At 69.1% G+C, this 25,377-nt stretch carries 24 protein-coding genes; 10 read left to right on the top strand and 14 right to left on the bottom strand.

Translation table 11 applies throughout. The annotated features are described in order from the left end of the window. Window positions 1-48 precede the first annotated feature (48 nt). Entirely contained in the window at window positions 49-483 is a 435-nt protein-coding gene (locus C8N24_RS03720; protein ID WP_121248134.1) for an Lrp/AsnC family transcriptional regulator, read from the top strand. Between the two features lie 8 nt (window positions 484-491). On the opposite strand, the gene C8N24_RS03715 is transcribed toward C8N24_RS03720, so the two are convergent. Further along, a complete protein-coding gene (locus C8N24_RS03715) occupies window positions 492-689 on the bottom strand; it encodes a hypothetical protein (RefSeq protein ID WP_121248132.1) in 198 nt (65 codons plus the stop codon). A 176-nt stretch (window positions 690-865) separates the two neighbouring features. Here C8N24_RS03715 and C8N24_RS03710 point away from each other — a divergent pair, with 176 nt between their 5' ends. Then, a complete protein-coding gene (locus tag C8N24_RS03710; protein WP_121248130.1) occupies window positions 866-1,267 on the top strand; it encodes a hypothetical protein in 402 nt (133 codons plus the stop codon). A gap of 64 nt (window positions 1,268-1,331) precedes the next feature. Here the strand turns inward: C8N24_RS03710 and C8N24_RS03705 are convergent, their stop codons facing one another. Beyond that, window positions 1,332-1,637 (bottom strand): GNAT family N-acetyltransferase, encoded by a 306-nt coding sequence (locus C8N24_RS03705; RefSeq protein ID WP_121248127.1) that lies wholly within the window; start codon window positions 1,635-1,637, stop codon window positions 1,332-1,334. A gap of 165 nt (window positions 1,638-1,802) precedes the next feature. Here C8N24_RS03705 and C8N24_RS03700 point away from each other — a divergent pair, with 165 nt between their 5' ends. Continuing rightward, window positions 1,803-2,651, top strand: coding sequence for a ThuA domain-containing protein (locus C8N24_RS03700; RefSeq protein WP_121248125.1), 849 nt, complete (start codon window positions 1,803-1,805; stop codon window positions 2,649-2,651). A gap of 60 nt (window positions 2,652-2,711) precedes the next feature. On the opposite strand, the gene C8N24_RS03695 is transcribed toward C8N24_RS03700, so the two are convergent. Continuing rightward, window positions 2,712-4,973, bottom strand: coding sequence for an FdhF/YdeP family oxidoreductase (locus tag C8N24_RS03695; RefSeq protein ID WP_121248122.1), 2,262 nt, complete (start codon window positions 4,971-4,973; stop codon window positions 2,712-2,714). A 497-nt stretch (window positions 4,974-5,470) separates the two neighbouring features. On the opposite strand from C8N24_RS03695, the gene C8N24_RS03690 reads away from it, so the two are divergent. Beyond that, the gene (locus C8N24_RS03690; RefSeq protein ID WP_147447627.1) at window positions 5,471-5,722 is read left to right on the top strand and encodes a hypothetical protein; all 252 of its coding nucleotides are present in this window, start codon (window positions 5,471-5,473) and stop codon (window positions 5,720-5,722) included. 214 nt (window positions 5,723-5,936) lie between these two features. On the opposite strand, the gene C8N24_RS33290 is transcribed toward C8N24_RS03690, so the two are convergent. Further along, a complete protein-coding gene (locus C8N24_RS33290; RefSeq protein WP_147447626.1) occupies window positions 5,937-6,605 on the bottom strand; it encodes a hypothetical protein in 669 nt (222 codons plus the stop codon). A gap of 197 nt (window positions 6,606-6,802) precedes the next feature. Between C8N24_RS33290 and C8N24_RS03680 the strand changes: the two genes are divergently transcribed. From C8N24_RS03680 to C8N24_RS03665, 4 genes are all read left to right on the top strand, one after another. Continuing rightward, complete coding sequence (locus tag C8N24_RS03680) at window positions 6,803-7,063, top strand: hypothetical protein (RefSeq protein ID WP_147447625.1); 261 nt, start codon at window positions 6,803-6,805, stop codon at window positions 7,061-7,063. 21 nt (window positions 7,064-7,084) lie between these two features. Then, window positions 7,085-7,426, top strand: coding sequence for a hypothetical protein (locus tag C8N24_RS03675; RefSeq protein ID WP_121248115.1), 342 nt, complete (start codon window positions 7,085-7,087; stop codon window positions 7,424-7,426). 334 nt (window positions 7,427-7,760) lie between these two features. Continuing rightward, window positions 7,761-8,987 (top strand): PD-(D/E)XK nuclease family protein, encoded by a 1,227-nt coding sequence (locus tag C8N24_RS03670; RefSeq protein WP_121248113.1) that lies wholly within the window; start codon window positions 7,761-7,763, stop codon window positions 8,985-8,987. 1,014 nt (window positions 8,988-10,001) lie between these two features. Continuing rightward, window positions 10,002-10,406 carry a hypothetical protein gene (locus tag C8N24_RS03665; protein ID WP_147447624.1) on the top strand — a complete coding sequence of 135 codons (405 nt, stop codon included), beginning with the start codon at window positions 10,002-10,004 and terminating at the stop codon, window positions 10,404-10,406. A gap of 13 nt (window positions 10,407-10,419) precedes the next feature. Here the strand turns inward: C8N24_RS03665 and C8N24_RS35305 are convergent, their stop codons facing one another. The 7 genes from C8N24_RS35305 to C8N24_RS03635 all read right to left on the bottom strand — a co-directional run bounded on the left by C8N24_RS35305 (window position 10,420) and on the right by C8N24_RS03635 (window position 20,954). Further along, a complete protein-coding gene (locus tag C8N24_RS35305; RefSeq protein WP_281272613.1) occupies window positions 10,420-10,542 on the bottom strand; it encodes a hypothetical protein in 123 nt (40 codons plus the stop codon). A 561-nt stretch (window positions 10,543-11,103) separates the two neighbouring features. Next, window positions 11,104-13,503: a VCBS repeat domain-containing M23 family metallopeptidase gene (locus C8N24_RS03660; protein ID WP_121248109.1), complete on the bottom strand. Its 2,400-nt coding sequence runs from the start codon at window positions 13,501-13,503 to the stop codon at window positions 11,104-11,106. 42 nt (window positions 13,504-13,545) lie between these two features. After that, a complete protein-coding gene (locus tag C8N24_RS03655; protein ID WP_147447623.1) occupies window positions 13,546-15,450 on the bottom strand; it encodes a hypothetical protein in 1,905 nt (634 codons plus the stop codon). A 32-nt stretch (window positions 15,451-15,482) separates the two neighbouring features. Further along, entirely contained in the window at window positions 15,483-17,420 is a 1,938-nt protein-coding gene (locus tag C8N24_RS03650) for a YfaP family protein (protein WP_147447622.1), read from the bottom strand. Between the two features lie 119 nt (window positions 17,421-17,539). Further along, the gene (locus C8N24_RS03645; RefSeq protein ID WP_147447621.1) at window positions 17,540-18,466 is read right to left on the bottom strand and encodes a hypothetical protein; all 927 of its coding nucleotides are present in this window, start codon (window positions 18,464-18,466) and stop codon (window positions 17,540-17,542) included. 106 nt (window positions 18,467-18,572) lie between these two features. Beyond that, entirely contained in the window at window positions 18,573-20,390 is a 1,818-nt protein-coding gene (locus tag C8N24_RS03640; protein ID WP_121248101.1) for an RICIN domain-containing protein, read from the bottom strand. Window positions 20,391-20,516: 126 nt separating this feature from the next. Beyond that, window positions 20,517-20,954, bottom strand: coding sequence for a hypothetical protein (locus C8N24_RS03635; RefSeq protein ID WP_121248099.1), 438 nt, complete (start codon window positions 20,952-20,954; stop codon window positions 20,517-20,519). A gap of 345 nt (window positions 20,955-21,299) precedes the next feature. On the opposite strand from C8N24_RS03635, the gene C8N24_RS03630 reads away from it, so the two are divergent. Next, on the top strand, window positions 21,300-21,569 hold the full coding sequence (locus tag C8N24_RS03630) for a response regulator transcription factor (RefSeq protein WP_170178825.1): 270 nt from the start codon (window positions 21,300-21,302) through the stop codon (window positions 21,567-21,569). 35 nt (window positions 21,570-21,604) lie between these two features. On the opposite strand, the gene C8N24_RS03625 is transcribed toward C8N24_RS03630, so the two are convergent. The 3 genes from C8N24_RS03625 to C8N24_RS33650 all read right to left on the bottom strand — a co-directional run bounded on the left by C8N24_RS03625 (window position 21,605) and on the right by C8N24_RS33650 (window position 24,939). Then, window positions 21,605-22,009, bottom strand: coding sequence for a hypothetical protein (locus C8N24_RS03625; protein WP_121248094.1), 405 nt, complete (start codon window positions 22,007-22,009; stop codon window positions 21,605-21,607). A gap of 295 nt (window positions 22,010-22,304) precedes the next feature. Continuing rightward, the gene (locus tag C8N24_RS03620; protein ID WP_147447620.1) at window positions 22,305-23,396 is read right to left on the bottom strand and encodes an SH3 domain-containing protein; all 1,092 of its coding nucleotides are present in this window, start codon (window positions 23,394-23,396) and stop codon (window positions 22,305-22,307) included. 103 nt (window positions 23,397-23,499) lie between these two features. Continuing rightward, window positions 23,500-24,939 carry a M23 family metallopeptidase gene (locus C8N24_RS33650; protein ID WP_121248090.1) on the bottom strand — a complete coding sequence of 480 codons (1,440 nt, stop codon included), beginning with the start codon at window positions 24,937-24,939 and terminating at the stop codon, window positions 23,500-23,502. A 167-nt stretch (window positions 24,940-25,106) separates the two neighbouring features. Here C8N24_RS33650 and C8N24_RS03610 point away from each other — a divergent pair, with 167 nt between their 5' ends. Beyond that, a complete protein-coding gene (locus tag C8N24_RS03610; protein ID WP_121248088.1) occupies window positions 25,107-25,334 on the top strand; it encodes a response regulator transcription factor in 228 nt (75 codons plus the stop codon). The last annotated feature ends 43 nt before the right edge of the window (window positions 25,335-25,377 follow it).

Here is a 25,377-nt window from a genome sequence, read left to right as displayed (position 1 = left end):
CTGCCGCTCAATGCTGGTTCCCGGCGTCTGTGCGCAAGAATCCAACGCATGGATGACGTCAACCGGCAGATTCTTGCGCTCCTCGTCGAAGACGGCCGGCGCAGCTACGACGACATCGCGCGCCGCGTGTCCCTGTCGGCTCCTGCGGTCAAGCGCCGGATCGACCGGATGCGCGCGGACGGCGCGATCCGCGGGTTCAGCGCCGTCATCGATCCGGAGGCGTTCGGCTGGCGCACCGAGGCGCTCGTCGAGCTCTTCTACGCGCCCGGGACCCTGCTCGAGCAGGTGGCCGCCTCGCTCGCCCGCCACCCCCAGGTCGTCGAGGCCTGGAGCGTCACCGGCGACGCCGACGCCATCGCCCGCGTGCGCACCGGCGACAACCGCGACCTCGAGCGCCTGATCATGGAGCTCCAGCAGGACGGCCAGGTGATCCGCACGCGCTCGCAGATCATCATGAGCGACCTGATCGCGCCGCGCGCGTGAGGCCGGTCCTACAGCCCGAGCTTGCCGCCGATGTCGCCGAGCCCGCCGCCGAGCAGGTCCTGCGGGTTGATGCCGAACTTCTGCTGCAGGTCGCCGTGCTGCTCCGGGTCGACCTGGTCGGGCAGCTCGTTGGCGGCCTGGTCGGCCTTGTCGCCGCCGACGCGCTCGCGGATGAGCTCGAGCACCTTGTCCTTGGGAATCTGCATACCCGCGACGCCTCTCCACGCGGACACCGCCGGCAAACGCCGATACGCGCGACTCGTCAGATCCCTGCGGCGGGAGTCCTTGACCAGACGCGTCGGGTCACCGCGGTTTGACGCTGCGAATCGTCCGCTCGTCCTGCGGGGTAGCGCTACGTGGGTCACCCGACGAGGAGGCCCCTATGCCGACCCGCACGAACCGTCCCACCCGCACGTCCGCGAGCCGTTCGCGCCGCACCACGAGCACGCCGTCCATGCGCCGGGGCGCAGCGGCCCGCCGCGGCTCGACCGCACGCCGAGGCGTCGCCGGCGGCTGGCTCCAGCGCCGCCAGCCCGAGCCCAAGGGCGTGAAGAAGGTCCTGTCGAAGATGCCGAGCGGCAAGGGCGGGATCGCGGCCGCCGGCCTGGCCCTCGTCGGTGCGGCGGGCGTCGCGCTGCGCAAGCGCGGCAACGACAGCGGCTCGCACACCTCCACGCCGCCGAAGGCCGACACGAACCCGCCCGTCTCGGGTCCGCCGACGGCGACCGTCACCACGCCGCCCAACACGTCCGCTGTGCCTCCGCAGCCGCCCACGGCGGCCTAGTCGCCGATGCGGATCGTCGGCCGCCCGTCCGGGTCCGGGCGGGCGTCGACGACGAGCGCATCCGCTACGCGGCGAACCGGGATCGCAGTCCCGGGTCCACGAGCTCCACGTACTCCGGATGGCGTTGGATGAACGCCGCCGTGAACGGACAGGTCGGGATCACCGTCTTCCCGGTCTCCCGGATCTGGTCGAGCGCACCTCGGACGAGCTCGCTGCCGTGCCCCTCACCCTCGCGCCGCGCGTCGATTTCCGTGTGCGCGATGATCACGCTCGGGCCGGCGGGCAGGTAGTCCGACCACCCGACCAGCTGGCCATCGACGTGCAGCTCGTATCGGCTGCGATCAGGGTTGTGCTCGACCGTCCGGATCATGGGTCCACCGTACCGGCGCTCCGATCGGTCACGGCGGTTTGACCGACTCGTCACCCCGGCGGACGCCGATTCGTGGAGCGACTGGACATATCGGCCGTGACGGCTACGTTCCGGCCGGATTGGGGCGCCGTACGGGACGGCGCCACAAGCTGTCCAGGGGGTCATATGAAGCGTCTCTCACGTACGTCGGTCGTCGCGGCGGCAATCGCCGCTGCGCTCGTCCCGCTGGGGTCGGCTAGCGCCGATCGCGGCCCGGAGGGTCACGGCACGCCGGCGACCGCCGGCAAGCCGAAGTTCAGCGTGCTCGTGTTCACCAAGACGGCCGCGTTCCGCCACACCGACTGCATCTCGAACGGCACCGCCGCGATCGGCCAGCTCGGCGGCCGCGAGCACTTCGAGGTCGACGCCACCGAGAACGCGAACGCGTTCACCGACGCGAACCTCGCCAAGTACGACGCCGTCATCTGGCTCTGCACGACCGGCGACGTGCTCAACGACACGCAGCAGGCCGCCTTCGAGCGCTACATCCGCGCCGGCCACGGCTACGTCGGCATCCACTCCGCCTCCGACACCGAGTACACCTGGCCGTGGTACGGCGGCCTGGTCGGCGCCTACTTCCGCGACCATCCGGGCGTGGCCGGCGTCAACCAGCAGTTCCAGACCGCGACCGTCAACGTCGAGGACCGCAAGAGCGAGGCGACCAAGCGCCTGCCGTCGCCCTGGGTGCGCGAGGAGGAGTGGTACAACTTCCGCACCAACCCGCGGGACGCCGTGCACGTCCTGCTCTCGGTCGACGAGAGCACCTACGACCCGCGTGGCTACAGCCAGCCCGGCGGCTCGGCGCCGATGGGCGATCACCCCGTCTCGTGGTGCCACGACTACGACGGCGGTCGCGCCTTCTACACCGCCCTCGGCCACAAGGGCGAGTACTGGAACGAGCCGCTCCTCCTCGAGCACGTCCTCGGCGGCATCGAGATGGCGGCCGGCAAGAGCCAGTTCCGCTGCGACAGCTGACCTGACGCCTCCGGTGGGGCCGCGACCGGCCCCACCCGCGGCATTGGCGGACGGGCTCGCTCAGGCGCTGTGCTGAGCGGGCTCGACGCGGATCACGACCGACTTGGAGGTCGGCGTGCCGCTGCCGTCCGCGACGCTGTCGAGCGGCACGAGCGCGTTGGTCTCGGGGTAGTAGGCGGCGGCACAGCCACGCGGCGTGTCGTACGGCACCACCCGGAACCGGGCCGCACGTCGTCCGCCGTCGCCGACGAGGTCCACGATCGCGCTCTCCTGCAAGCCGAGCGCGTCGATGTCCGCGGGGTTGAGCAGCACCACACGGCGGCCCGCCTTGATCCCCCGGTAGCGGTCGTTGAGGCCGTAGATCGTCGTGTTGTACTGGTCGTGGGAGCGCAGGGTCTGCAGCAGCAGCCGCCCCTCCGCCACCTCGACCGGCTCGAACTCGTTGACCGTCAGCTCGGCACGGCCGGACGCGGTGGTGAAGCGCAACTCGTCGCGCGGCGGGCTCGGCAGCGTGAAGCCCGCGTCCAGCCGGGTGTTGAAGTCCTCGAAGCCCGGGATGGCACGCGCGATCGCGTCGCGGATCAGGTCGTACTCGTCCGCCCACGCACGCCACGGCACCGCGACCCGGTCGCCGAGCACGCGCTCCGCGAGCTCGCACACGATCGCGACCTCGCTGCGCAGCTGGTCGGAGGCCGGTGCCAACCGCCCCCGAGACCCGTGCACCGCGCTCATCGAGTCCTCGACGCTCACACGTTGCTCGTGGCCACCGCGCACGTCGCGCTCCGTCCGCCCGAGCGTCGGGAGCAGCAGCGCGTGCGCGCCGTGCGTCACGTGCGAGCGGTTGGGCTTGGTGGCGACGTGCACCGTCAGCCGGCACCGGCGCAGCGCCTCCGCCGTCGCGCCCGTGTCCGGCGCCGCCGACAGGAAGTTGCCCCCCATCGCGACGAACACCTTCACGCGCCCGTCGCGCATCGCCTTGATGCTCTCGACCACGTCCAGCCCATGCGCGCGCGGCGGCGCGAACCCGAGCGCGCCCTGCAGCCGGTCCAGGAAGGCGTCGGTCGGCCGCTCCCAGATGCCCATGGTGCGATCGCCCTGGACGTTCGAGTGACCGCGCACGGGACACAGGCCGGCGCCCGGCTTGCCGATCATCCCGCGCAGGAGCATCGTGTTGACGATCTCCTGGATGGTGGCCACGGAGTTGCGGTGCTGTGTGAGCCCCATCGCCCAGCAGGCGATCGTCCGCTCGGACCCGGCGATCAGCTCCGTGAGCGCCTCGACCTCCGCGTCGTCGAGCCCGGTGGCCGCACTCACGTCGACCGGCGTGCCGGACAGCAGGTGCGTCCGAAGCGCCTCGAACCCGCCGCAGTGCCGCTCGATGAACGCGTGATCGACCGCGTCGCGCTCCAGAAGGCGGCGATTGACCGCCTGGAACAGCGCCATGTCGCCGTTGATCCGGATCGACAGGTGCAGGTCCGCGAGCCGGGTCCCTCTCCCCACGAGGCCCTTGAGCTTCTGCGGGTTGTCGAACCGCGAGAGCCCCGCCTCCCGAAGGGGGTTGATGCTCACGACCTTCGCCCCGCGCGCCTTCGCCGCCTCCAGCGCGCTGAGCATCCGCGGATGGTTGGTGCCCGGGTTCTGCCCGATCACCAGCAGCAGGTCCGCCCGCTCGACGTCCTCGAGCGTGACGCTGCCCTTGCCGATCCCGACCGTCCGGTTGAGCGCCACCCCGGACGACTCATGGCACATGTTCGAGCAGTCCGGCAGGTTGTTGGTCCCGAACGCGCGGACGAACGCCTGATAGGCGAAGGCCGCCTCGTTGCTCGTACGACCCGATGTGTAGAACGTCGCCTCGTCGGGCGAGCCGAGCGCGGCCAGCTCATCGCCGATGACCCCATACGCGGCGTCCCACGTGATCGGCTCGTAGTGCGTAGCGCCAGGCGCGAGGTACATCGGCTCCGTCAGCCGCCCGCGCTTGCCGATCCAGAAGTCCGACTGCGCCGCGATCTCCTCAACGGACCACTGCGCGAAGAACGCCCGGTCCGCCCGGAACCGCGTGGCCTCCTCGGCGACCGCCTTGGCGCCGTTCTCGCAGAACTCGGCATGGTGGCGCTTGTCCGGATCCGGCCATGCGCAGCCCATGCAGTCGAAGCCGTGGCTCTGATTCAAGCGCGCGAGCGTCCGCGCCGTGCGTACCGGCCCCATCTCTCGCACCCCGTGCCGCAGCGCGGACAGGACCGCCGGGACACCCGCGGCGTGATGCGCGGGCTCCCGGACCTTCAGCTCGGAATCCCCAGGATCTTGCGGCGGCTGCTTGAACACTCCGTGCGTTTTAACCGATTCGCCGCCGAGAAGGCATTGCCGGGAAGGTGCTCCCCGCGGCGAGCGAGCGACCCCAGAACGACGAAAGGCCCGCCGGAGCGGGCCTTTCTACACATGCGCCGAAGAGGACTCGAACCTCCACCCGGTTAGCCCGGACCAGGCCCTCAACCTCGTCTACGAGAACGTTGCCCTGTCGACACCGCACTCTAGAGCCAACGACCGTCTCTGGCCAACGACGGATCAGACGGATAAGTCGCTCTGTCCGTTTTCAAAGTCGTTTTCAAGCACTCGCTTCCGCGGAGGGAGCCCTAGGTTCGCTCGTAGTTCGACGTCGATCGAAAATAACCCTATCCACAAGCACTGATTTCGAGCGTGGTCGAACAAGCCTCTTGGCCCGCGGCGGTTTGGTTGGGAAGTGGTCTTTCACGCAGACCCCAGATCGAACATCCGTCAGAGCAATGCGCGCCGCGTCAGAAAGGCTGTCGATACACAAGCTGATGGCACGCTGGATCAAGTATTGGGACATGGACGACGGCGACATGGAGATCGGCCGCCCGCTGATCCGCGCCTCGGCGAAACGGCACCAGGCTCATGTGCCGACCCCTGGAGGGCGTTTGCCTTCAAGAGGCTTCGTGATACTCAGGCAGCCCGGCGGCGTGATCATGCGTCGTTACGCCACCCGCGCCGAGGCTCCGGCTGAGGTCGCGGAGTTGCCTCGCCGCTACGCATACGAGATACGGGAGCAGTAGCGAGCCGGGGGCACCTGCCGTCTGCCGAAGGCGGAAGCAAGAGGCTTCTTCACTGACCGTGCGCGAGCGGACGGCGCCAAGGGCGCTCGAGGGGAAGCCGCGGCAGCGACGTTGCCTGACTCCGCGCTGAATGGCACAGCAGCCCGGACGGCCCACGCAAGGGCCGCGAAGCTCAGAGACGCTTGGTCTTGCACGTCATTACACAGGGAGGCGCTTACGCCTCAACTGAGCCGCCGAGAGCGACGTAAAACCCTTGCAGCGCCTCGGCGAGTCGCTGCGGAGATCTCGTCCAAGGCAACTCGCGGCGCAGACCTTTGACTACTTCCTTCAACTCGTCCGCGACGCTGGGATCGGCCGCCCATGCCCGCAGGTGCGCGTCGTTCGCACGGCTCCCAAGTGCCGCGGCCGCGAGGTGTTTGCCGAGCTGGTAACCCAGTTGCGGCGGCAAGTCGGCGGCAGGCGTTGGGGGAATGCGCATAACGGGCGTGGTTGACAGCGCCGACTCGGGAATGCGCCCGGTCAGCACGTGCTCGCGGTACTGCGCCCACGCTCCGAACAACTCCTGAATCAGGACCTCGATGAAGGTTCCACCGTGTGGCAAGCCGAATCGATCCGCGAGGTAGACGTGTCCGATCTCCTCGCTCACGATCCATCCGAGTCGCGGTTCTCCCTCGCGCACGATGCGCTTCGCGACCCAGATCCTTCCCCCACGATCCGCGCCAGCTTCCGTGCCCGGGGGCGCGTGATCCGGGTTGCCAACGGTCGCCGTGACGGGTCCTCCGAATCCCAGCGTGCGCATCGCGCGCTTAGCGGCAGTGCCTAAGGCGGTCTGCTGTTGCGGCGAGCCACCGAGAACATCGCATCGTGGATCGCCGTCGAACATGGGGCTGATGGTGCCGGTCCAGCCGGACGCGACACTAACCGTGTCTGCTTATCGCGCGCTGAGGCGCGACAGCGGCCGGGGTCCGCATGAGGGTGCGCGGCGCGTTGACTCAGAACGAATCAGACGAATGCCAGATCCAGCGAAGCACGAAAGCCGTCACTCGGCGGTCCGTCCTTCGCGCGTCGCACAATGTCTCGATGCCGCGCTTGACCGTCGGACAGCATGTCGACATCAGAATCCTCGAACCGGGCGCACAGGCGCAGCGACTCGTCCTCGAGCTCACGGCGATTGCCAATACGTCCGCGTCGGTCTCCGACTTGCCGGAGGGTGGTGTGCGGGTACACCTCACGCAGGCCGACGCCGATGCAGGAGCGAAGGCTCTCCGCAAGCTCGCTGCCAGCTTCGCGCCTACCTGGTCTGAAGTGATCACGATCACGCCCGTGCGCGAGATCGGGTAGGGCCGAGGTCACTCCACAGTCATGGGCGTCCCGATCAACCCGTATCCCAACGGCTGGCGCTGCGATCAGCGGCGCGCCATCGACAAGTCTGGTGGCTCTGGAACTACCGGCCGGCGCTGGCATAAGGACGACGACGGCACGTTTCTGCACGAAGTCACGCTGCGACGCACGAAGACCGGACACGCGAAGCCGACCGGGCTGTTCATTCGTGACTGGATCGCAGGTAAGCAGAAGACGATGGTCCTTGAAGACGCGTCCGGGCGCGAGCTCGCTCGCACCGAAGGGCTGCCGGTCGTCGAACCGTGGAAGCCGCAATGGAGCGATGTTGCCTATCGCATGCTGAAGCAGACCGGGAACGCCTGACCGCCGGTCATGTTGGCGTACCATCGCGAACGACCGACGTGGCGGATCTCGAGGAAAGCGCCTAGGAAAGCTTGGTAGGGGCGCGAGCCGCGAAAAGCCCTGGTGCACCGCTGCCCGATCGCCCCTCTTTGCTGGCCCAGGGTGCTCAGCCGACTGGAGCGCAGCCGTGCACGGCGGAGTAGCTCTTGTCACCGGCTCGCCCCTCGTGGAGCGTCGGCTTCCGGCGGCCCCTCGGGACCCGAGCGCGCGGTGGGTTGATGCTCCGTGAAGCACGGGGAGTCGCCGGTGGTGCCCGAGTGACTTAACCGCCGGTCTCGAGCCTTTAATTGGTGGCATGGAGGAGTCCGAAGTCGCACCCGCCAGGATGCCAGCCGGCGGGTCGGTCGAGCGGTCGGTCGCCCACGCCTTGGTCGTGGGATTGCGCCGGCCCGGCGATGAGGTGCAGCTGACGAATGTCATCGCCGCAATCGGCGCCGCCGATGCGCGCTTTGCCACCGGCTTCGCGCGCGCGGTTCTCGACCAAGTGGCCGACGACTGTGCCTACACCGCAGCGGCCCAGGAGCGACTGAAGCCGATACCCGACGCCTTGGAGGTTGACCGGGAGCGACGTCTGTCCGACGAGGACGGCAACCGTCTCGGACGCATCGACCTGATCTTCGAGGAGCCCGGGGAACAGAGCCAGTTCACGCTGCTTGTTGAGAATAAGCTCTACGCCGGTTACGGGCCCGAACAGCTGGCTCGCTACCACCGTGCGTTGCGCGAGGTGCGTAAACGTGGCGGGCGCGGCGGCCTGGTGGCAGTTACGCGTGACGTGCCTGCTCGCGGTGAGCTTGAGCCGACGGAAGAGGAATGGCTGGGCTCTATCCGATGGGCAAGGCTGCTGCCTCGTCTCCGCGGCTTGTCGCCGCAGGACGCCGGAGTCGCCGGACAGTGGCAGCGCCTGCTCGAAGTGCTTGACGAACAGGGGGACCTGGGGATGACGACTATTGACGCCGACGCGGTGCGTGGATGGGCGAAGTACAGCGACGGGCGGGTGGCGCTGCGCTGGCTGTTGGAGCAAGTCCACGGCGAGACACTGGCGACGCTGCGCACCGAGCTCAGGCGTTATCGCACAGGGCGCTCCGAGAACGAGCTAGCTGGTCAATTGAAGGCCTCCAGCATCGTGCAGGCGACGGTGTACGAGGTGAAGTTCGGGCTGAGCGTACCGGCCGAGTACAACAAGGCGGTCGTGATCGTGGAGTGTTGGATGGAGGATCGCCAACCGTTGGTCGGCGTCACGGTGGCCCCGCGCGATGCCGACGCGGCTCTTGACGAGGGCAGCTCGAAGTTCCGATCTCAGATAAACGAGCTGCTCGACGGAGGCTTCACGGCGAACGAGGATGGGGCGAGTTGGTACTCACAACACGAGCTTGAACCGGTGCTCGCGTCGCCGGACGCGCCAGCCGCGCTGCTGGCGCTCATCAAGCCTGACGTCCGGGCAATTGTTGCCTCCGGCATCCTGCGCTACGACCTCACCGAGCCGTTGCCGCGTGCGGTGAGGCGCAAGAAGGCGAAGCCGTAAACCGCGAACTGCTGTCTCGGATCAGCTAAGTCCATCTCAGTGTCCGTCCTTGTCTTGTGCGGACACCAAGTTCCGTCACGCAACGCTGTCATTTTCGACGATCTCGTCCGTTTTCGACGAGGGGCCTGTCTTGTCAGCGCGGGCGGTGAGCTGACCCCCTTCTCACCCGCGGCGCGCATCCAGCCGAGGCTCTAGATAGCTCGGGGGTTGCCAAGCGTCGGTACCTACCGCTCACGACGTATGAACACCGAGCCTTCACGCTCGCAAGCACGTCGGGCCAGCGGCGACGACGACTTGGGCGCGCGTAGTACCAAGCTCCGGGGGTGGCGAGGGCGCCTGCCGCCAGTGACGCAACGCGATCGCGCTCGTTTCGGCGGATGGCCCACTTCGGTCGATGACAAAGCGTCGAGGAGCAGCTCCAGCACACCAACCTCGAGCGCGAGCCCGCCATGTCGCCCATCGCCATCGCTGAGGCAAACAGCGGTCGACACTTGTGTGATGCGCTGGTACGGTCCCGCGATGCCATCGCGGAAGCCCTCCTCGACGGCCGTTGTGTGCTCAGCTTCGCGGCGTCGAGATCACCGCCGGGACCCACCGGGCTTCGGCGACCCTGGCATGACCGACGATGAAGACGACCCGCAAGAAACCCGAACGGCTGTCACTCCGACATTCTGCTTCCACGCGGCACCTTCAGCAGCGCAAACGAGCGACGTTAATGCCACAGTGAGAGCTAAGGCGCTTGTGGCACGTTAGCGCGTTGACGACGCCGCCAGCGGCTTCGGCGGCCCGCAAACCGATCGATGACAGGGAGACAACGTGGGATTCTTCAGCCGGAAATCCAGCGGGCCGACACCGAACCGGCCTTCCGGGTGGAACGCCAGCACTGTCTTCCCTCCAGGCCGCGTATTCGAGTGTGACGATCCCGTCGAGCGCGACGAGGCACGCGGGATAGTGTTCAGCGTATCTGCCGGCCCGCAGGTCGCACGGGACGGGGAGGTGATACTTGGACGTTGGGTGGCCGGCGTTGCTAACGCGTGCCAGGTAGTGGCTCAAATACCCGAGGACCCGGAGGCGCAGCCCACAATTGTCGCTTCGGGGGTTGCGAACCTGCTCCTCAGCGACACGACTCTGTACATCGGATTCGGTGGTCCTGGAGCGTGCGAATCGCAAAGCAAGGTCATCACGGGGTTCGGGTTGGTCGACTTGTACCCGCGCGCGTTCTGTTGCGCGTGGCCGCTCAACGAGATCGATCGCATCGAACGCGCGGGTAGACGCTTGACGCTGCACCATGATTCGCCCGCGGCTGCGTTCCTTGCCGACGATGTTTCCGCGGCTGACGAGGAGTGGAGGCACTCCGTCCGCGGCAAGCTCGACGAGTTTCACACCGCGGTAACGGCGGCGATGGCGGGCGCGAGATAGAACGATTCGTCGGTCAACCGGCGAGCGGCGCGGGCAGCCCATGGCACCTCGGCGCGAAAGTCTGCCGGCCACCGGCATGGCCGACCGCCGCATGGCGCTGGAGGGTCTTGACCCAGGAGTGCACGAACTCGCTCATCGGCACAAACGTCGGCCCGGCGTCAGCGGGCAGGTCGCCGCTTGACTCGAGGACGGCCTTCGTTGCTGCCCAGCGCCGCGTCGCTGATTCGGCTGCATGCTCGCCTGGCGCTAGTCGTCCATATAAGTGCTTGGCGTCAACCAGCAACGACGACCTGTCGTGTATGAATGTATCGTCAAGGCCACGGGCGGGCCGTCCTCGAAGTGGACTCTGGCTCGACCTTTGGGACCGATCCCTGCGCCCTTTTCGTGAGCACCGCGACACACGAGGGGCGAGCGGAGGTGACCGTTTCCGCGATATCGAGAGTCCACTGAGCGACTTCACCGTTGGGCACTTCGCTGGTGCGAGCGACGGCCGCCACGTCTGCCCCGGCGCTTCGACGATCTCCGGCGGTGATCCCGTTCGTTTGAGAGTCACGCTCGCCGATAAGGTCGCCAAGCTCGTGCCATCGTGTGGGCGGGGCGAGACCACCGTGAGGCGACGGCGGGGCAGGTAGCGCCTCTTTCAGCGGTGCTACAGGGGAAGCCGCAATGAAGCGCGCCGACGCGCCGGGAGCACTTATCAAGCGACGCGAACCTTCTTGACGGTCCGGCGGGTCTGGTGCGGCAGCTTCACCGAGATGGCTCGCAGGCCGCGCGCGGAGGCCTGTATGCGGAGCGTGATCCGGCATCGCGCGTTGCGCATGCGTTTGATGGCGAGAATCGAGACTCCCGTTCCTGAGACGCGGAGGTAGCGCTTCGCGCAACCCTGCGCGAGCCTTACGGTCACGTGCTGATTTCGCGATCTGCTGGTCGCTGCCATTCCACTGGGTACGGGCGGTGCGGCAGCGCCAGCCACGCAGTCGGGCGGAGTCGGGGAGATCCCTGCACCGCAGGAAGCTTCGGCCGGCGGCTGACAGTTTGGCGGCGCGCCGATCTGACTGGGCGAGCATGAAACTGACTGCGGGTCACAGGTGGGCGGTCGGCCGGTCGACGGCTGCGGGCACGTGGTCGCGACCGCGTTGCCGGTTCCCGGCCAGGCGCGTCCGGCGTCTAGGCCCCAGTCGATGAGGGCGCTGGTGATGGTGGCGCCGAAGGCGCTGCCGGTGCTGAGGGTGCATTGGGCGTAGCTGTTCTGGTTGTTCTGGGCGCCGGTGAGTCGGCAGAAGTCTGCTTTGCCGTCGCCGTTGAGGTCTGCCCAGGCGCGGCCGAGGTTGCGCCCCCAGTCGAGGACTGCGCTGGTGGTTGTGGGACCGAAGGCGGTGCCGGTGCTGAGGGTGCATTGGGCGTAGCTGCTCTGGTTGTTCTGGGCGCCGGTGAGGCGGCAGAAGTCCGCTTTGCCGTCGCCGTCAAAGTCGGTCCAGGCGCGTCCGGCGTCGAGGCCCCAGTCGATGAGGGCGCTGGTGATGGTGGCGCCGAAGGCGTTGCCGGTGCTGAGGGTGCATTGGGCGTAGCTGCTCTGGTTGTTCTGGGCGCCGGTGAGCCGGCAGAAGTCTGCTTTGCCGTCGCCGTTGAGGTCTGCCCAGGCGCGGCCGAGGTTGCGCCCCCAGTCGAGGACTGCGCTGGTGGTTGTGGGACCGAACGAGGTCCCGGTGCTGAGGGTGCATTGGGCGTAGCTGCTCTGGTTGTTCTGGCCCCCGGTGAGGCGGCAGAAGTCCGCTTTGCCGTCGCCGTCAAAGTCGGTCCAGGCGCGTCCGGCGTCGAGGCCCCAGTCGATGAGGGCGCTGGTGATGGTGGCGCCGAAGGCGTTGCCGGTGCTGAGGGTGCATTGGGCGTAGCTGCTCTGGTTGTTCTGACCGCCGGTGAGCCGGCAAAAGTCCGCTTTGCCGTCCCCGTTGAAGTCCACCCAGGCTCGACCGGAGTCGTATCCCCAGTCGGTCAGGGCGCTGGTGATGGTGGCGCCGAAGCCGTTGCCGGTGCTGAGGGTGCATTGGGCGTAGCTGCTCTGGTTGTTCTGACCGCCGGTGAGCCGGCAAAAGTCCGCTTTGCCGTCCCCGTTGAAGTCCACCCAGGCTCGACCGGAGTCGTATCCCCAGTCCGTCAGGGCGCTGGTGATGGTGGCGCCGAAGCCGCTGCCGGTGCTGAGGGTGCATTGGGCGTAGCTGCTCTGGTTGTTCTGACCGCCGGTGAGCCGGCAAAAGTCCGCTCTGCCGTCGCCGTCGAAGTCCACTCGAGACCGTGGCTGGCCGCCGATGAGCTCTTCGGGACAGCCCGACAGCGTCGACGATCCCGCGATCGTGGAGCAGATGTCCGCGCGGTCCGTGACGCCGTCGCCGTCGTCGTCTGGACACCCGCTGGTGAGCCTTGGCCCGACCTCGGACGGACATGCATCTCGCACATCCGGCGTCCCGTCCCCGTCGGCATCGGGCTCTCGGTCGGGAGGCGTTGCTGGAGGATGAGTCGCGAGCCATGGAATCGGATTGACGAATCCGTAGGATCGTGCCGTTCCGTTGATGCACGTCGACGATCCCCAGAGGGTGATCGCGCTGCCCGTCTCACCCGGGCCGAGTGGACGTAGACCGAGATGCAGATGGCTGTTGGCGCGCTGGTCGTGAAGCGTCCCGATCGCTTGTCCTGCAGCGACGGCTTGGCCTGGCTGCATGGTGACGTCGATATGCCCGTACAGAGCGACAAAGCGTGTCCCGTCGGCGGTGACGTGCTCGATGCCTATTGCCCCGCCCGGGCCCCAGTTCGACACCACGACGCGGACGACGGTTCCGCTGGCCATGGCAATCACGGTTTGCCCGGCGGTGGTTCCTTGTGAGTCGGCGCCCAGGTGCGCCTGGTTGCCGTTGTAGGGAGGGCTACAGCTGGCGAATCCCCAGTCCTCGAACGCCGCGGGCGTAACGGGGTTCACCCATCCGTTCGTGGGGTACGGCAACTTCGTCGCGCCCCACGCGGCGGGCGCCTGCCCGCAGAATCCGACCGCGAAGGCAACGGTCATGGCCAGCGCGATTTGCAGCGACCGCCGCCGGTTGCTCATCTGCGTCCTCCGTGAGTGCGCATCGGTTGGTGTGCTGGTTCGCTAGACGCCGATCGCGGACGCCCGGCGCACGGTGTTACCGCTCCGCCGGATGAGTAGGTCGTACCGCGTGCCGGCGGGGGCGGTCGTGACGATGGTCAATCGGCAGCGTCCGCGGCGAAGGCGGGTGGCGCGTGCGATCGAGGCGTTCTGGCCGCTCAAGCGAAGACGCGCGCGTGAGCAGCTGGCGCGCGCGAGGCGCACGGTCCGCGCGAGGGTGCGCCGGGCGGAGCCGGGTGCGGTGGTGGGCGCCGTGGCGGGCACGGGCGACGCGGTGGGATCGGGCGGTGCCGCGGACGGGGCGGGAGCGGGGTCGTTTGCGCCGGCGTCAGCAGTAGGCGGCGGTGGATCCTGGATCGTGACCGTCTTGCAGCCGAGGGCGATGTTCTCGCCGGGACCGACGTTGATGGCGTACACGCACACGGCTTGCGACCCGCGGCGGGCGGTAGTGAGGATGTCGTCGAAGCCGTGGGCGGCGCCCGCGCCGGCGACGGCGGCGGCGACGTCGCGTCGCTCGCGGCCGGCGGTGAGCACGCGGAACTCGGCGTCTGGCGTTCCCGCTGGCCCGCCGATGTAGACGTGCATGGTCAAGGGCTGGGTGAAGGCGTTGCGGTCGGTCGCCCAGCCGGAGACGTGCAGCTGGCCGCCGGCAGGGGAGTCGGCTGACTCGAAGTTGCCGAACGGGTTGGGCTCATCGATCGTGACGGTCTTGCAGCCGAGCCCGACGTTCTCGCCCCCGGCTGCGATGTTGATGGCGTACGCACAGACGGTTTGCGCGCCGCGTTTGCCGGTTCCGAAGGTCACGTCGAGGCCATGGCGATCGCCGACGCCTGGGAACGCCGCGGCGACATCGGCGCGCACCGCGTCGGCGTTGAACGCGTGGCCTTCGGCGCCGGGGCTGCCGGCGGGGCCGCCGACGTAGACGTGGATGGCGCCCGTGCTGGTGGGAGCGTCCGGGTCGTAGGTCCAGCCCCGCACGCGAACGGTTCCCGCGCCAGGTGAGCTCGCTTCGTCGTACGCGCCGCGTGGGCTGGTGCCGGCCGCGGCGTCCACGGCCCCGGGCGGGCACAGCTGGTTCTTGGCCGCGGCGTACTCGCCGCCGAGCACGCCGAGCTTGGAGCCGCCGCCGAGGCCCGCGCCCAGGGGCGTCGACTGAAAGCACGAGTACTTGCTGTCGTTGCGGGGCTCCATGTGCACGTGCGCGCCGGTCCAGCAAGACGTCCGTGTGCCGCTCGACATCGTGCCCAATTGCTCCCCGTTGCCGACGGGCCCGTTGCCGCGAGCGTTGGCGAGGTGGACGTAGTTGACCACCCCGAGCGCGACGCCATCGACGGACACTTGCACGCGTAGGCCGATTCCGGCCGTTCCCTGGTTCGGCGACGCGCACGGCTCAAAGCGGCCGATCACGTTCAGTGCCAGCGACCCCGACACGTTGGCAAAGCGCGCATACACCGGACGCCCGACTGCGCCGGCGATGTCGACCGCCCAGTCGCCCGTGAACGGCGTGTGGTGCGGCGGTGATTCCAGCGGCGAGCTCGTCAACGAGCCATCAGCCGGAGACAAGATCGTCGCGCGCTCCGGCGTTGCGGATGCCTCGGCGGGCAGACAGCAAAGTGCCACGGCGAGGCAGGCGACGACGGCGCGGACAAGTGTCCGCAGTTGCGAGCGGCGCATCGAGCGCACGTAGGTGATCACTGGGTACCTCACCACTGGCCGAACGGACAAATCTCCGCCGTTCCGGGCCGCCCGGAACGCCGAACAAACCCCTGCGCGATCTGTCGCCTGGCGCGACGGCTGGACACTGCCCGCGCGAGCAGGAGCGCCACCGCGGCCGTGCACGAACGTGGACCCGGCGGGCCCTGGTGTCAGGCGAAAAGCCGGCGTTCGATCAGGCGACAGGAGGGCCAATGCGCGAAGCCGGCGAGTGCGTTGGTGGCTGCTCATCCGAACGACCCGGTGGTGACCTGCCCGAGCTGTGTCGGATCGCCTCCGTCCCCGTTGCACCAGTCGCCGTCGGGGTCGATGTACGGCGCGATGCCGACGGGGCTTGTGGTCAACAGCGCCGCCGCTTTGCGGCCGCGCAGCGTCACGGTGTACCGGCGCGTCTGACCGTCCGGGTCGCGCACGTCGACGATCACGTTGGCGTTCTTGCCGGAGTACTGGCACACGCCGAACGTGAACTGGTTGCCCTTGGCGGGATCGGTTTCGAAGAACGTCTCCGGGCCGTAGCCGGGAATCACGTCCCGGTCCAGGTAGCCGCCGGGGATCGCTTCAAGGTCGCGAAAGTAGGCGTGGTCGCCCGTCTGGTTCCAGGTGTGCAGGTCCACGTCGGTGTCGCTGTCCCACGTCAAGCGCGTGCGGACACCCGGAGGCAGCGGTTCGGGCGCGGGTCCCCCGCCGGCGATCGAGGAGCCGGGGGCGCCCGTGGCGGGGTCGGCGGAGGCGACCGGGAACTCCTCGCCCCAGAGCTCGTAGCGCGGCGAGTCGACCTCGATGCCCCAGAGCGCGAACTTGAACTTCGCGCCGAGGCTGACGGGCGCGGTCAGCGTCCACCAGGGCTGGCCCGCGGGCGCCGCGAGGTTGCCGGTGAGCTTCAGGCCTCCCGACAGATCGATCTCGGGGCCGGCCGCGCCAGCGAGGCGCACACCGATCGCCGGAGACAGCGTGACCTGCGCGCTGCCGGTGCCGTTGACCGCGGGCGGCTGATGCGTGAACGAGCGCTCGAACGTCTTGCCGGGGGTGAGCTTGCCGCGGTCGTAGGTGACGCTGGCAGCGGCGCTCGCCCGGGCCTTGACGCTGGTCGACAGTGAGCCGGTGGCTTCCGCGGAGCCGGTGAGCGTGACCTGGCCGTCGATGACGACCGGGATCGGCACCGGCCCGACCTGGACGGTGAACGTGGCCAGCCGGACCGGTGCGGGGAACAGCGTCTGCGGCGCGAGGGTGCACTTGGCTTCGCCGTTGAGCGAGAGTTCGCCCTCTAGGCGCGCCTCGACGGTCCCGGTCACACCGGCCTGCAGCTGCGGCAGCCTGGGCGGGAACATGCTGCCGCCCGTCCACTTCGCCGACAGCTTCACGCCGGCCGAGAGCTCGGCGAGCGCCGCCGCCGTGGCGGAGCGCGAGGACGTGCACTGCAGGGCTCGCGGCGTCTTTTCCGACGTCGTCTTGCCGCTGATGGATGCGACCTGCTCAACCGGGATATCCACGTCGAACGCGCCAGCCGGCACCACGTCCGACAGCCGCGCCGGGACGAGCGACGCCACGGTTCCGTTGCCACTGGGGGTGACTTGCGTGACCTGGGCCAAGAGCCCATCGGGCGCGGCGGGCGTGATGCCGAGCGCGATCACCTCGCCCGGCCTCACGCGCGAGGAGGCGCCCGTGAGCTGGATTGATCCTGGTGCTGCTGCCGTGGGTGCCGTGACGGCCACAACGTCCTTGGGCTTGACCGCGCCGACCTTCGCCGTGCGCCCGGTGCGTGTGAGTTCGATCGTCGTCCATCGACCCGTACCGACCGTGCGCGTTCGGACCCGGCCGTTGTTGCGCTTGGTCCGGGTGATCACGCGCACGCGAGCGGTGATGCGTTTGGTGCCGCGCGGCGCGCCGATCGTAAGTGTCGTCCGTCCGCTGCGTGCGAGTCGTCGAGTTGTCGAGCGGGCGACGCCGGTGCGCCTCCGCGAGAAGCGCTTGGTCTCCAGCACGGCGTAGGCCTTGCGCGGCGCGCCGTCGACGAGCGTGTACGCGCTCAGCGAACGCGCGCCCACCTGGCCGTACGTGGCGCCGACCGTGGTCTTGGCGAGCGCCGGCGCGCCGCCGAGCATCCACAGGCCAACGCTCAACAGCGCGGCGGTGCGCGTCCAGCGGCTCCGTCGTTCTTGACTCATGATCGTGCTCCCCTCGTCTTTGTCCGCATGGCCGCCGACGCTACGTTCGGTTGGTCTGTCGTGAAACGTCGCGAAGTGATGAGGCCCCGCGGTCACGTTCCGCGGGGCCTTTCGTCTGCCTAGAAGAGCTTCTGCCGGGAGGAGACACGGCTGGCCTCGAAGCCGTGCCCGGTGTTCGCGTTCGTGCAGGTGATGCCGCCGGCGACGTTCTGCGCCGGGACCGAGCAGGTGATCGAGCCCATCCGCACGCTCGAGCCGTAGCCGACGGACTGGCCCGCGCCGCGACCGACCCTGGTGCCGGATTCCAGGAACCCAGCTCCGGAGGCCGGAAGCACGAATGTCTGGGAAAGGGAGGCGACCGTGCACGCCGCGGTTTCCGCGGACACCGTGCAGGCGACGTTCCCGCTGGGGGCGTGGAACGTGCGCGACCCGCCGTCAGCGGCTGGAGCGGCGCCTCCGGGTGTCGAGCCGGCGCTGAGCTTTCTTGCCTTGGGTTTGGCTCTCGGCAGTGCCGCGGCCGTGGCGGACCGCATCTCCGCAACCCGGAATGAGGAGCTTTCCGGGAGCGACCCGGCGAGATCCGGGGCACCGCGGCCGATCTCCACGTAGGCCTCGCCGGCTGCGCGGCCGGCGGACTGAGCGCCGCGCAGCGCCTGACGGACATCGGTACGCGAGCGCGACGTGGCCGCCGACTCCATCGCCTCCAGGTAGTCGCGCTGGTGCTTCGCAGCCTGCGCGAGCTCGGGGACCGTCGCTTCGGAGGTTGCCGACAGCATCGCGATGGCGTCGCTCGTCTGCGAACTCGCTGCGCGCAGCTTCAATGCGGCGCGCGCGAGCGACGAGCGCGTACCCGTGGTCGAGTCCAGCGAGCGCTGCGCGGTCAACATCGCGTCCTGGAGAGTGGTCGCGGCCGTTCGAGCGATCTTGTTGCCGCCATCGGCGACGACGGGCGCGCCCGTGGCAGTCGAGTCGGGTTCGCTGGACCCGCAGCCGCCGAACCCGATGGCCAGCACCAGGCAGAACCCGGTCAATCGTCCTGCCGTCATCGCGTGTCTCTCCTTGACTGGTTGCTACGTGGTAGTTGCGCGGACCGGCGCTCGTTGATGCCGTTCGCGCACACCGTTGCGCCGCACGCGCGGCCGAAGCCCCGAGTCACCGAACTCGCACCGTTCGGGAGGTCGCGGTCACCCGCTGAGCCCCGCTCATCGCGGTGACGACGCAGCGGATGCGCGTATCGCGGTCCGTTCGTCGCAACCGATAGCTCCTCGCGCGGGCGCCTGAGATCGCCTTGCCGTTTCGCTGCCAACCCCGGGTCACGGCATGCGGCTGCTCGCTCCAGGCTCCTCCCCCGCACCGCAGCACGCGACCGACGCGCGCGGTGCCCGTGAGCGACGGGCGCACACGATTACGCAAGACGGTGGAGGGGAGCGTCGACGGGGGCACTGTCCCACCCGGCGCCACTGCAGCGCTGGGAGTTGTCGATTGGGCTCTGTTGTCTTCTGCCGGTGCTGCCGGTTCTGCCGGTGCTGCCGGAGCTGGCGGCCTTGCGGGCCGTTGCCAGACCTGATTGGGGCCGCCGTGACAGTCGAAGATCTGCAGCAGGGTGCCGTTGTCAGTGCCGACGCCAATGGCGTCGAGGCAGCGTCCGCTGTGCAGCGAGCGGATCGTCCCGTCGCTGTCCCAGCGCCATTGCTGCTGAGCGTTGCCGTTGCAGTACCAGAGTTGGACGCCAGTCCCGTTGTCGGTGCCGGCGCCGGCGACGTCGAGGCACTTGTCCCCGAACACGCGGATCTCGGTCCCGGCCAACAACCACTGCTGCTCCGCGGCGCCGTGACAGTCCCAGAGCTGTGGCCGTGCGCCGGGGGAGATGCTCGCTCCCGGCACGTCGAGACACCGATCGCTGCCCAGTCCGCGAATGGTCTCACCGCCGTTGCCCGACGGGATCCCGATCCATTGCTGGTTGCTCGTCCCGTTGCAGTCCCAGAGCTGCAGCGGCGTGCCGTTCTCCGTCCCGAAGCCGGAGGCGTCCAGACAGCGTCCGGACGCGGCCGACCGCAGCGTGCTGTCGGGGTGGGCGACCCATCGCTGGTTGCTGCCGCTGTGGCAGTCGTAGATCTGAACCGGCGTGCCGTTGACGCCGAGTTCGCCGGCCGCGGCGTCCAGGCACTTGCTGGCGTTGCCGTACACGCTGAGTTGCCCGCCCCAGAATGTCCACTGCTGGTTCACCCCGGCGTGGCAGTCGAACAGCATGAGCCTGGCGCCGTTCGCGGTGCCGGCGTTGGCCACATCGACGCAACGGCCGCTGCTGAGGCCGCGGATCGTGCCCCCGCCGTTGCCGATCGGCCCGGTGCTCAGCGGCTCGTTCATGCAGCCGTACCCGTCGTTGCGGACCGCCTGCTTCACGCGCTGTTGCACGTTCGCGTACTCGATCCGCGTCGCCCCGTGGCACGCGACCCACGTGCCTGGATCGACGGCGGCGTTGTAGGAGACCCCGCTCGTTTCCTGGTAGTGCAGATGCGGGCCCTCTGACTTGCCGGAGCTGCCGGAGTAGCCGATGAGCTGCCCGGCGGCGACCGCGCCGGAGCTCACGACAAGCGAGCTCAAGTGGCCGTAGCGGCTGTGCCGGCCGTCCGCGTGCGCGATCCGGATCATGTTGCCGAGATTCTCGATCCCGCAGGTAGACGTCAGGCTCCCGGTCGGGCAGCCACTGTGGCTGGCCACGATCGTGCCCGCGCCAGTGGCGTAGACCGGCGTGCCGGTCGGCAGGCCGATGTCGATCGCGGGATACGAGTGATAGTTGCCTGACGGCGGGCCCCAGGTGGCGGTCAGCGTGCGGGTGCCGGTGAACGGGACGAGCTCCGGGCTTGCGCCAGGGTCAGCGTGGGCGGGGCACGCGAGCAGCGCAAGCAACGCCGTCGCCAGCGCGCCCGCCCGGCCGAGCTTGCGCGCCGGACCATTGAGCCGTTTCATTCCCCTGCGCTCACGGTGACGTACGAGCGGTTGCTCGAGCTGTTCGTCGGGAGTTGCCAGGAGCACGCGTGCTCCGTCCGTGCTCGTTGCGGCGTGCGCTCGTGGAGCCCACGACAGCTCGGACGTTCAGCAGGCAAGAAGCGGTGTCCAGACCGTCTTGGCGATCACGCGGGCGCTTTCGCCGCCCGCTCGAATCGAGGCGCGGTTGTAGGCGCGGAAGCGCCCGGCCTCGTCACTGCAGCCGGCACGAGTGATGCGCGACAACGTGACGGTGACCGCGTCGTTGTAGGTCCCGTTGTCCGGGTCCCCGTGGCGGACGCGCCCGCGCCCGGTAGCAGTCCGTCCGCCCCAGCGAGTCCATTTGAGGCCCGTGAGGCGCACTGCATAGATGCCGCCCTCGTTCTGCTCGCGGAGCCAGAGCGTCGTCGGTTTGTACTTCAGCGCGGCGGGGCCCAGGCAGCCGCCGCCGCAGTTAAGCGACATCTCGCCAACGAACACGCGGGCGCTCGCTGTTGACGGACCGGACGCGGCGAGGGCGGCGGCGACCATGAAGGCGCCGACCACCGGCCGGACGCGCACGATAGGCGAGCGAGAGCTCGGAGCTAACACGACGGCATCGCCTCGATCTTCGTAGAGCGTGCGCCAGAAAACTTGAACCCGACGGAGCGGTACGCGCGCCGACGGACATCGCCGCCGCCGCTCCAGTGGCGACGAAGGGTCAGACCCACCCGCGACAGGTGTCCGCGGCGGGCGCTCCTCATGAGTCGTCCGTGACGCACGCTCGTGGTTCCTCTCTCGACAATCCCCATGACCGGCGACGCTACGTCCTGCCGACGCCGAGTGAAACGTCGCAAAGTGATGAGACCCTTGCAATTGGCCGATCCGCCAATGGACCCATACCTTCGTCTGGTGAGCGATCCCTCCCGAACGGGTAGCGTGCCCGCCGTGATGCCGATCGTGGACGCCACCATCCGGGTGCTCAGTGCCCGCGAATTCGAAGTGGTGCGCCTGGTCGCCGAAGGCCTGACCGATGCCGAGATCGCCGGGGTGATCGGGATCACCGAGCGCACCGCACGCGCGCACGTTGCCGCCGCGCGCAGCAAGCTGCAGGCGCGGTCGCGCACCCACTTGGCGGTACTCGCCTTGCGGCAGCGTCTGATCCCACTCGATATCGACTGACCGATCCGCGGTGGGCTCGACAGAGCCGAGCGGTTTCATCGGCAGAACCGGCTGCGGCCGCTCGTCGTATAGCGGAGCTTCCCAGACCGCCCGGAGTCGAGGTCGCGGAATTCGCCACTGACTTTGACCTTGCACCGGCCGCGCACCTTGATCGCCTTCACGGTCGCGCTGCCGCCGATCTCGGCGCTGGCGCCGCGGTCCGGGTGATTCCACAGACACGTCCAACCTCGCGCACCTGCGGCCGCGCAGTTGTCGGTGGTGAACTGCTTCGCGACCGACGAGCCCAACGTTCGTTTGATCGCGCTCTCCATGTAGGGGCGGATGTCCCCGAGCTCGAATGCTGCTTGGGCGTCGGCGGCGGCGCCGGCGAATACCCATGCGGACATCAGCAACACCGTGATCTTGCGCGCGCGCGAAGAGGCTGCGCCAACGTGCGGCATCCAATCTCCATCTCGTTCGGTATTTGCGGGGGTCGGCCTGGGCGTCATCGGCCGCTGCTCACGACGATCGTGATGCGAGTCCGCAGCTCGCGTGGCCCCGGAGCCGGCCGCGAGCGGATCACGCGTCCCCGTGCGACGTTGTCGAGCGTTGCGGGGCGATCTTCTCGAGCGCGCAGCCGCGCCGCCCAAGCATCGGCGAGCGCCGCGAGCGTTAGCCCGGCGAAGCTGGCCAGGGCTCGCGGGAACACCGTCCGTGGTTCGTCGGGCATGCGGGGGCCTTCCGTGATCGATTGGCTCAGGGATTCCATCCGAGCGCTCCGTCGGGGCAGCTGGACTTGGTGATCGCGGGCTTGGTGATCCAGCTCCGGTACTTCGTGTACACGCTCCGGTGTTTGAGCGAGCCGTAGTTGCACACGATCACGCGGTCGCGAGGCCCACCGTGTTCGCGGAGGTAGTTGAAGTAGGCCTGCTGGATGCCTTCGTGACGGCGGGGCGACGTCGCTTCGCCCGCAAGGATCACCAGGCGGGCGCTCGCGTTGGCCTTCAGCCACTCCGTGTAGAGCCGGGCGGCTGGGTAGGTCTTGTCGCAGCGGTTGCCGGTGAGCTGTTCCAGGTTGCCGGGGTCAAACAGCAGGATGTAGTCGATCTCCTGCCAGCGTGACCGGTTGCCCGCGGACGTCGACTGCAGGAGATAGATCGGTCCCAGTCGTCCGATGCTCCAGCCGCTGAGGACCGTGACGTTCTGGTTGGCGGGGGCCACCCAGGACGGGACGCTGGCCGCCTTGGACGCGGAGCAGTTCGCGCCTCGCCACTGCTCGTACGGACGGTGCAAGGTCGCCGGCGAGGACAGATCGTCGGGCGACGGCGGCGAGAAATACACCGATGCGCCGTCACGCGCCGGAACGCCGGCGGGTGGCGGCGTGCCGGGGCCGGGGGCCGGAGTGCCTCCGCTGGGGCACTCCGGCTCGCCGGGCGTTGCTTCGTTGGCCCGATTGGGCGTGTCCAGGTAGCGGTCGGCGATCCAGCCCACTTGTCCGGCGATCGCGCCGTCGGCGACCCGGACGGAATGCCAGCGGCGGTTCGCGTACGGTCCGACCGCTTCGCCGTTGTCCGCGCACAGCAGTTCGACCCTCGTGCCGTAGGGCATGTAGCGCTCGAGGATCCGTCGGAACTCGCCCATCGACTTGCCGTCGCGCAGGTAGATGCCCGCATACGGATCGTTGTCGGAGTCGACCACGGTGTGCACTGCTCCCGCGGCCGCCGGCGCGGCCGCAGCGAGTGTCACCAGCGCGGTTGCGAGGAGCGCGCCGACGACGCGGACCAAGTTAGGTCCCTGGGCGCTGACACGCCCGACATCAGCGCCGCGAGCGCGCTCCTCGCGGCTCATTTGGCGTCGGCCTCGTAGCCGGCGATCCGGGGTGCGTCCTGCGCGGTCGGCTTGTTGCGACACGTCCCGGCGCCGGCACCGGAGAAGCACGTGTACGCCCGGGTCAGCATCCCGGCAGCCCCAGTCCGCCACGGTCGCTCGCACGGATCCAGACTTCGCTGATGAAGCCGAAGGTGCCGTCATGCAGCCGCACGCCGTAGTAGCGCGTCGACTCGAAGCGTTCGGGGTTGCCGTCGTCGGCCGCGGAGGAGTCGTTGCCGTTGGTGGTGCGCTCACCGGAGGTCTGGCAGACCGCCGCGTCGTAGGTGCCGCCGCTGCCGCGCTCGGTGCCGCCGATGTTGCAGCCGCGGGTCCCGCAGCGGATCCAGGCCTTGGTCGTCAGGCGGGCCGGGCTGGAGTCCTCGCGCATGCTCATGCCGTTGGTGACGCGGTTGTCGACCGTGATCGGCCGTCGCGCGGGCGCCGACGGCGGAGCGGGGGCGGGGGCGGGGTCGGGTGTCGGGGGAGCGACGGCGGGCGCGGGCTCGTTGGAGGAGGTCACCCAGGCGCCTTCGCGCGGGTTGCCGGCCTCCTCGAACGACCACGGGAGCGAGGCCCGGCTCGCGCAGTCGATTCGGTCGTAGTGCAGGTGGGCGCCGGTGGAGCTGCCGGAGGTGCCGACCGTACCCAGTTGGGTGTAGCGGGCCGCGGGCTGTCCGGGGCTCACGTTGATCGCTGTCAGGTGAGCGTGCAGGGCGCACGTGCCGTCGACGTTCTTGAGCAGCACGAAGTTGCCGAACCCGCGGTTGCAGCCCCACTGCGTGGTGGTCGGGCACCCGCCTACGGCCGCGGCGACGACGCCGGAGAACCCGGCGCGCACGGGGGTGCCTAGGGCGGCCGGGAGGTCGACGGCGTTGCGTGTGTAGGCGTTCCCGTGCGAGTAGCCGCCGTTGGCGCCCTGGCTGACGCGGATTCGGGTGCCGTTGGTGAACGGAATGCGGGTCGTGTATTCGCCACCGCCGAGGCCGTCGCCGACGGTGTAGCCGGCGATCTCGTTGATGTCGATCGGCAGCTCGCCGTAGGTCTCGTGCTCGTCGGCGGCGGGCGACGGTGCGGGAGGAGCGGCAGTTGCGGCGGCGACGGTGAAGCGCGTGCGGGCCGTCTGCGTGCCGCAGCGAACCGTCACGATCCGGACGCCGGCAGCGCTGGAGGCCGGGATTGCCAGCCGGCTCTGGCGTGCGACGCGGCGGCGAACCGACGGACGCGAACCGGCACGGTCAGCGCGGACCGTGAGCGCACAGCGGGTGCGCGAAGTGCCGGTGACCACGACCCTGACGCTCGACCCCGGAGCAACCGTCGCGGGCGTCGCCTTCACCTTGAGTTTGTTGCGCGCGTCGGCTGGCTCGCCGGCAAGCAGCCAGGCGCCGACGGCGAGCAGCAGCGCGAGCGCCGCCGCGCGCACCAGGTGATCCTGCGAGCCGCTCCGAGCCGTCGCCTCCACCGACTTGCCCGCTGCGCTGCGCCCGTCGGCGTACAGACGCGCCGTCCGTCGTCCGTGACTCACGATCCCGTTCCTCTCCTGGCAGGTCCCATGCCGGCGACGCTACGAGCGGCCGGTCGTTAGCGAAAGGTCCCAAAGTGATGAGGCGGTGGCAATTGACGTTTCCGCCAATGGCTCCCCACTTTCGTCCGGTGGGCGAAGGCTGCGCGGCGGGGTAGCGTGCCGTCGCCATGGGCAACGCCGACGCCGCCCCTCAAGTGCTCACTGCGCGCGAGCTCGAGGTCGTCGTGCTTGTTGCCGAAGGCTGTACCGACGCCGAGATTGCCGCTGAGCTGCGCATCACCGTGCGCACGGTGCGAGCGCATGTCGCCGCCGCACGTGGCAAGCTCGCAGCGCGTTCGCGCACGCATCTCGCCGTCCAGGCGCTGCGATTTGGCTTGATCCCGCTGGACCCTTAAGGACGGGCCGCGCGGACGCTGACCACGGGGCCTCGAGGATCAG

The organism is Solirubrobacter pauli, assembly GCF_003633755.1.
Taxonomy (GTDB): domain Bacteria; phylum Actinomycetota; class Thermoleophilia; order Solirubrobacterales; family Solirubrobacteraceae; genus Solirubrobacter; species Solirubrobacter pauli.
The sequence above is the reverse complement of the archived record's forward strand: the minus strand, read 5'-3'. Positions and strand labels throughout refer to the sequence as shown.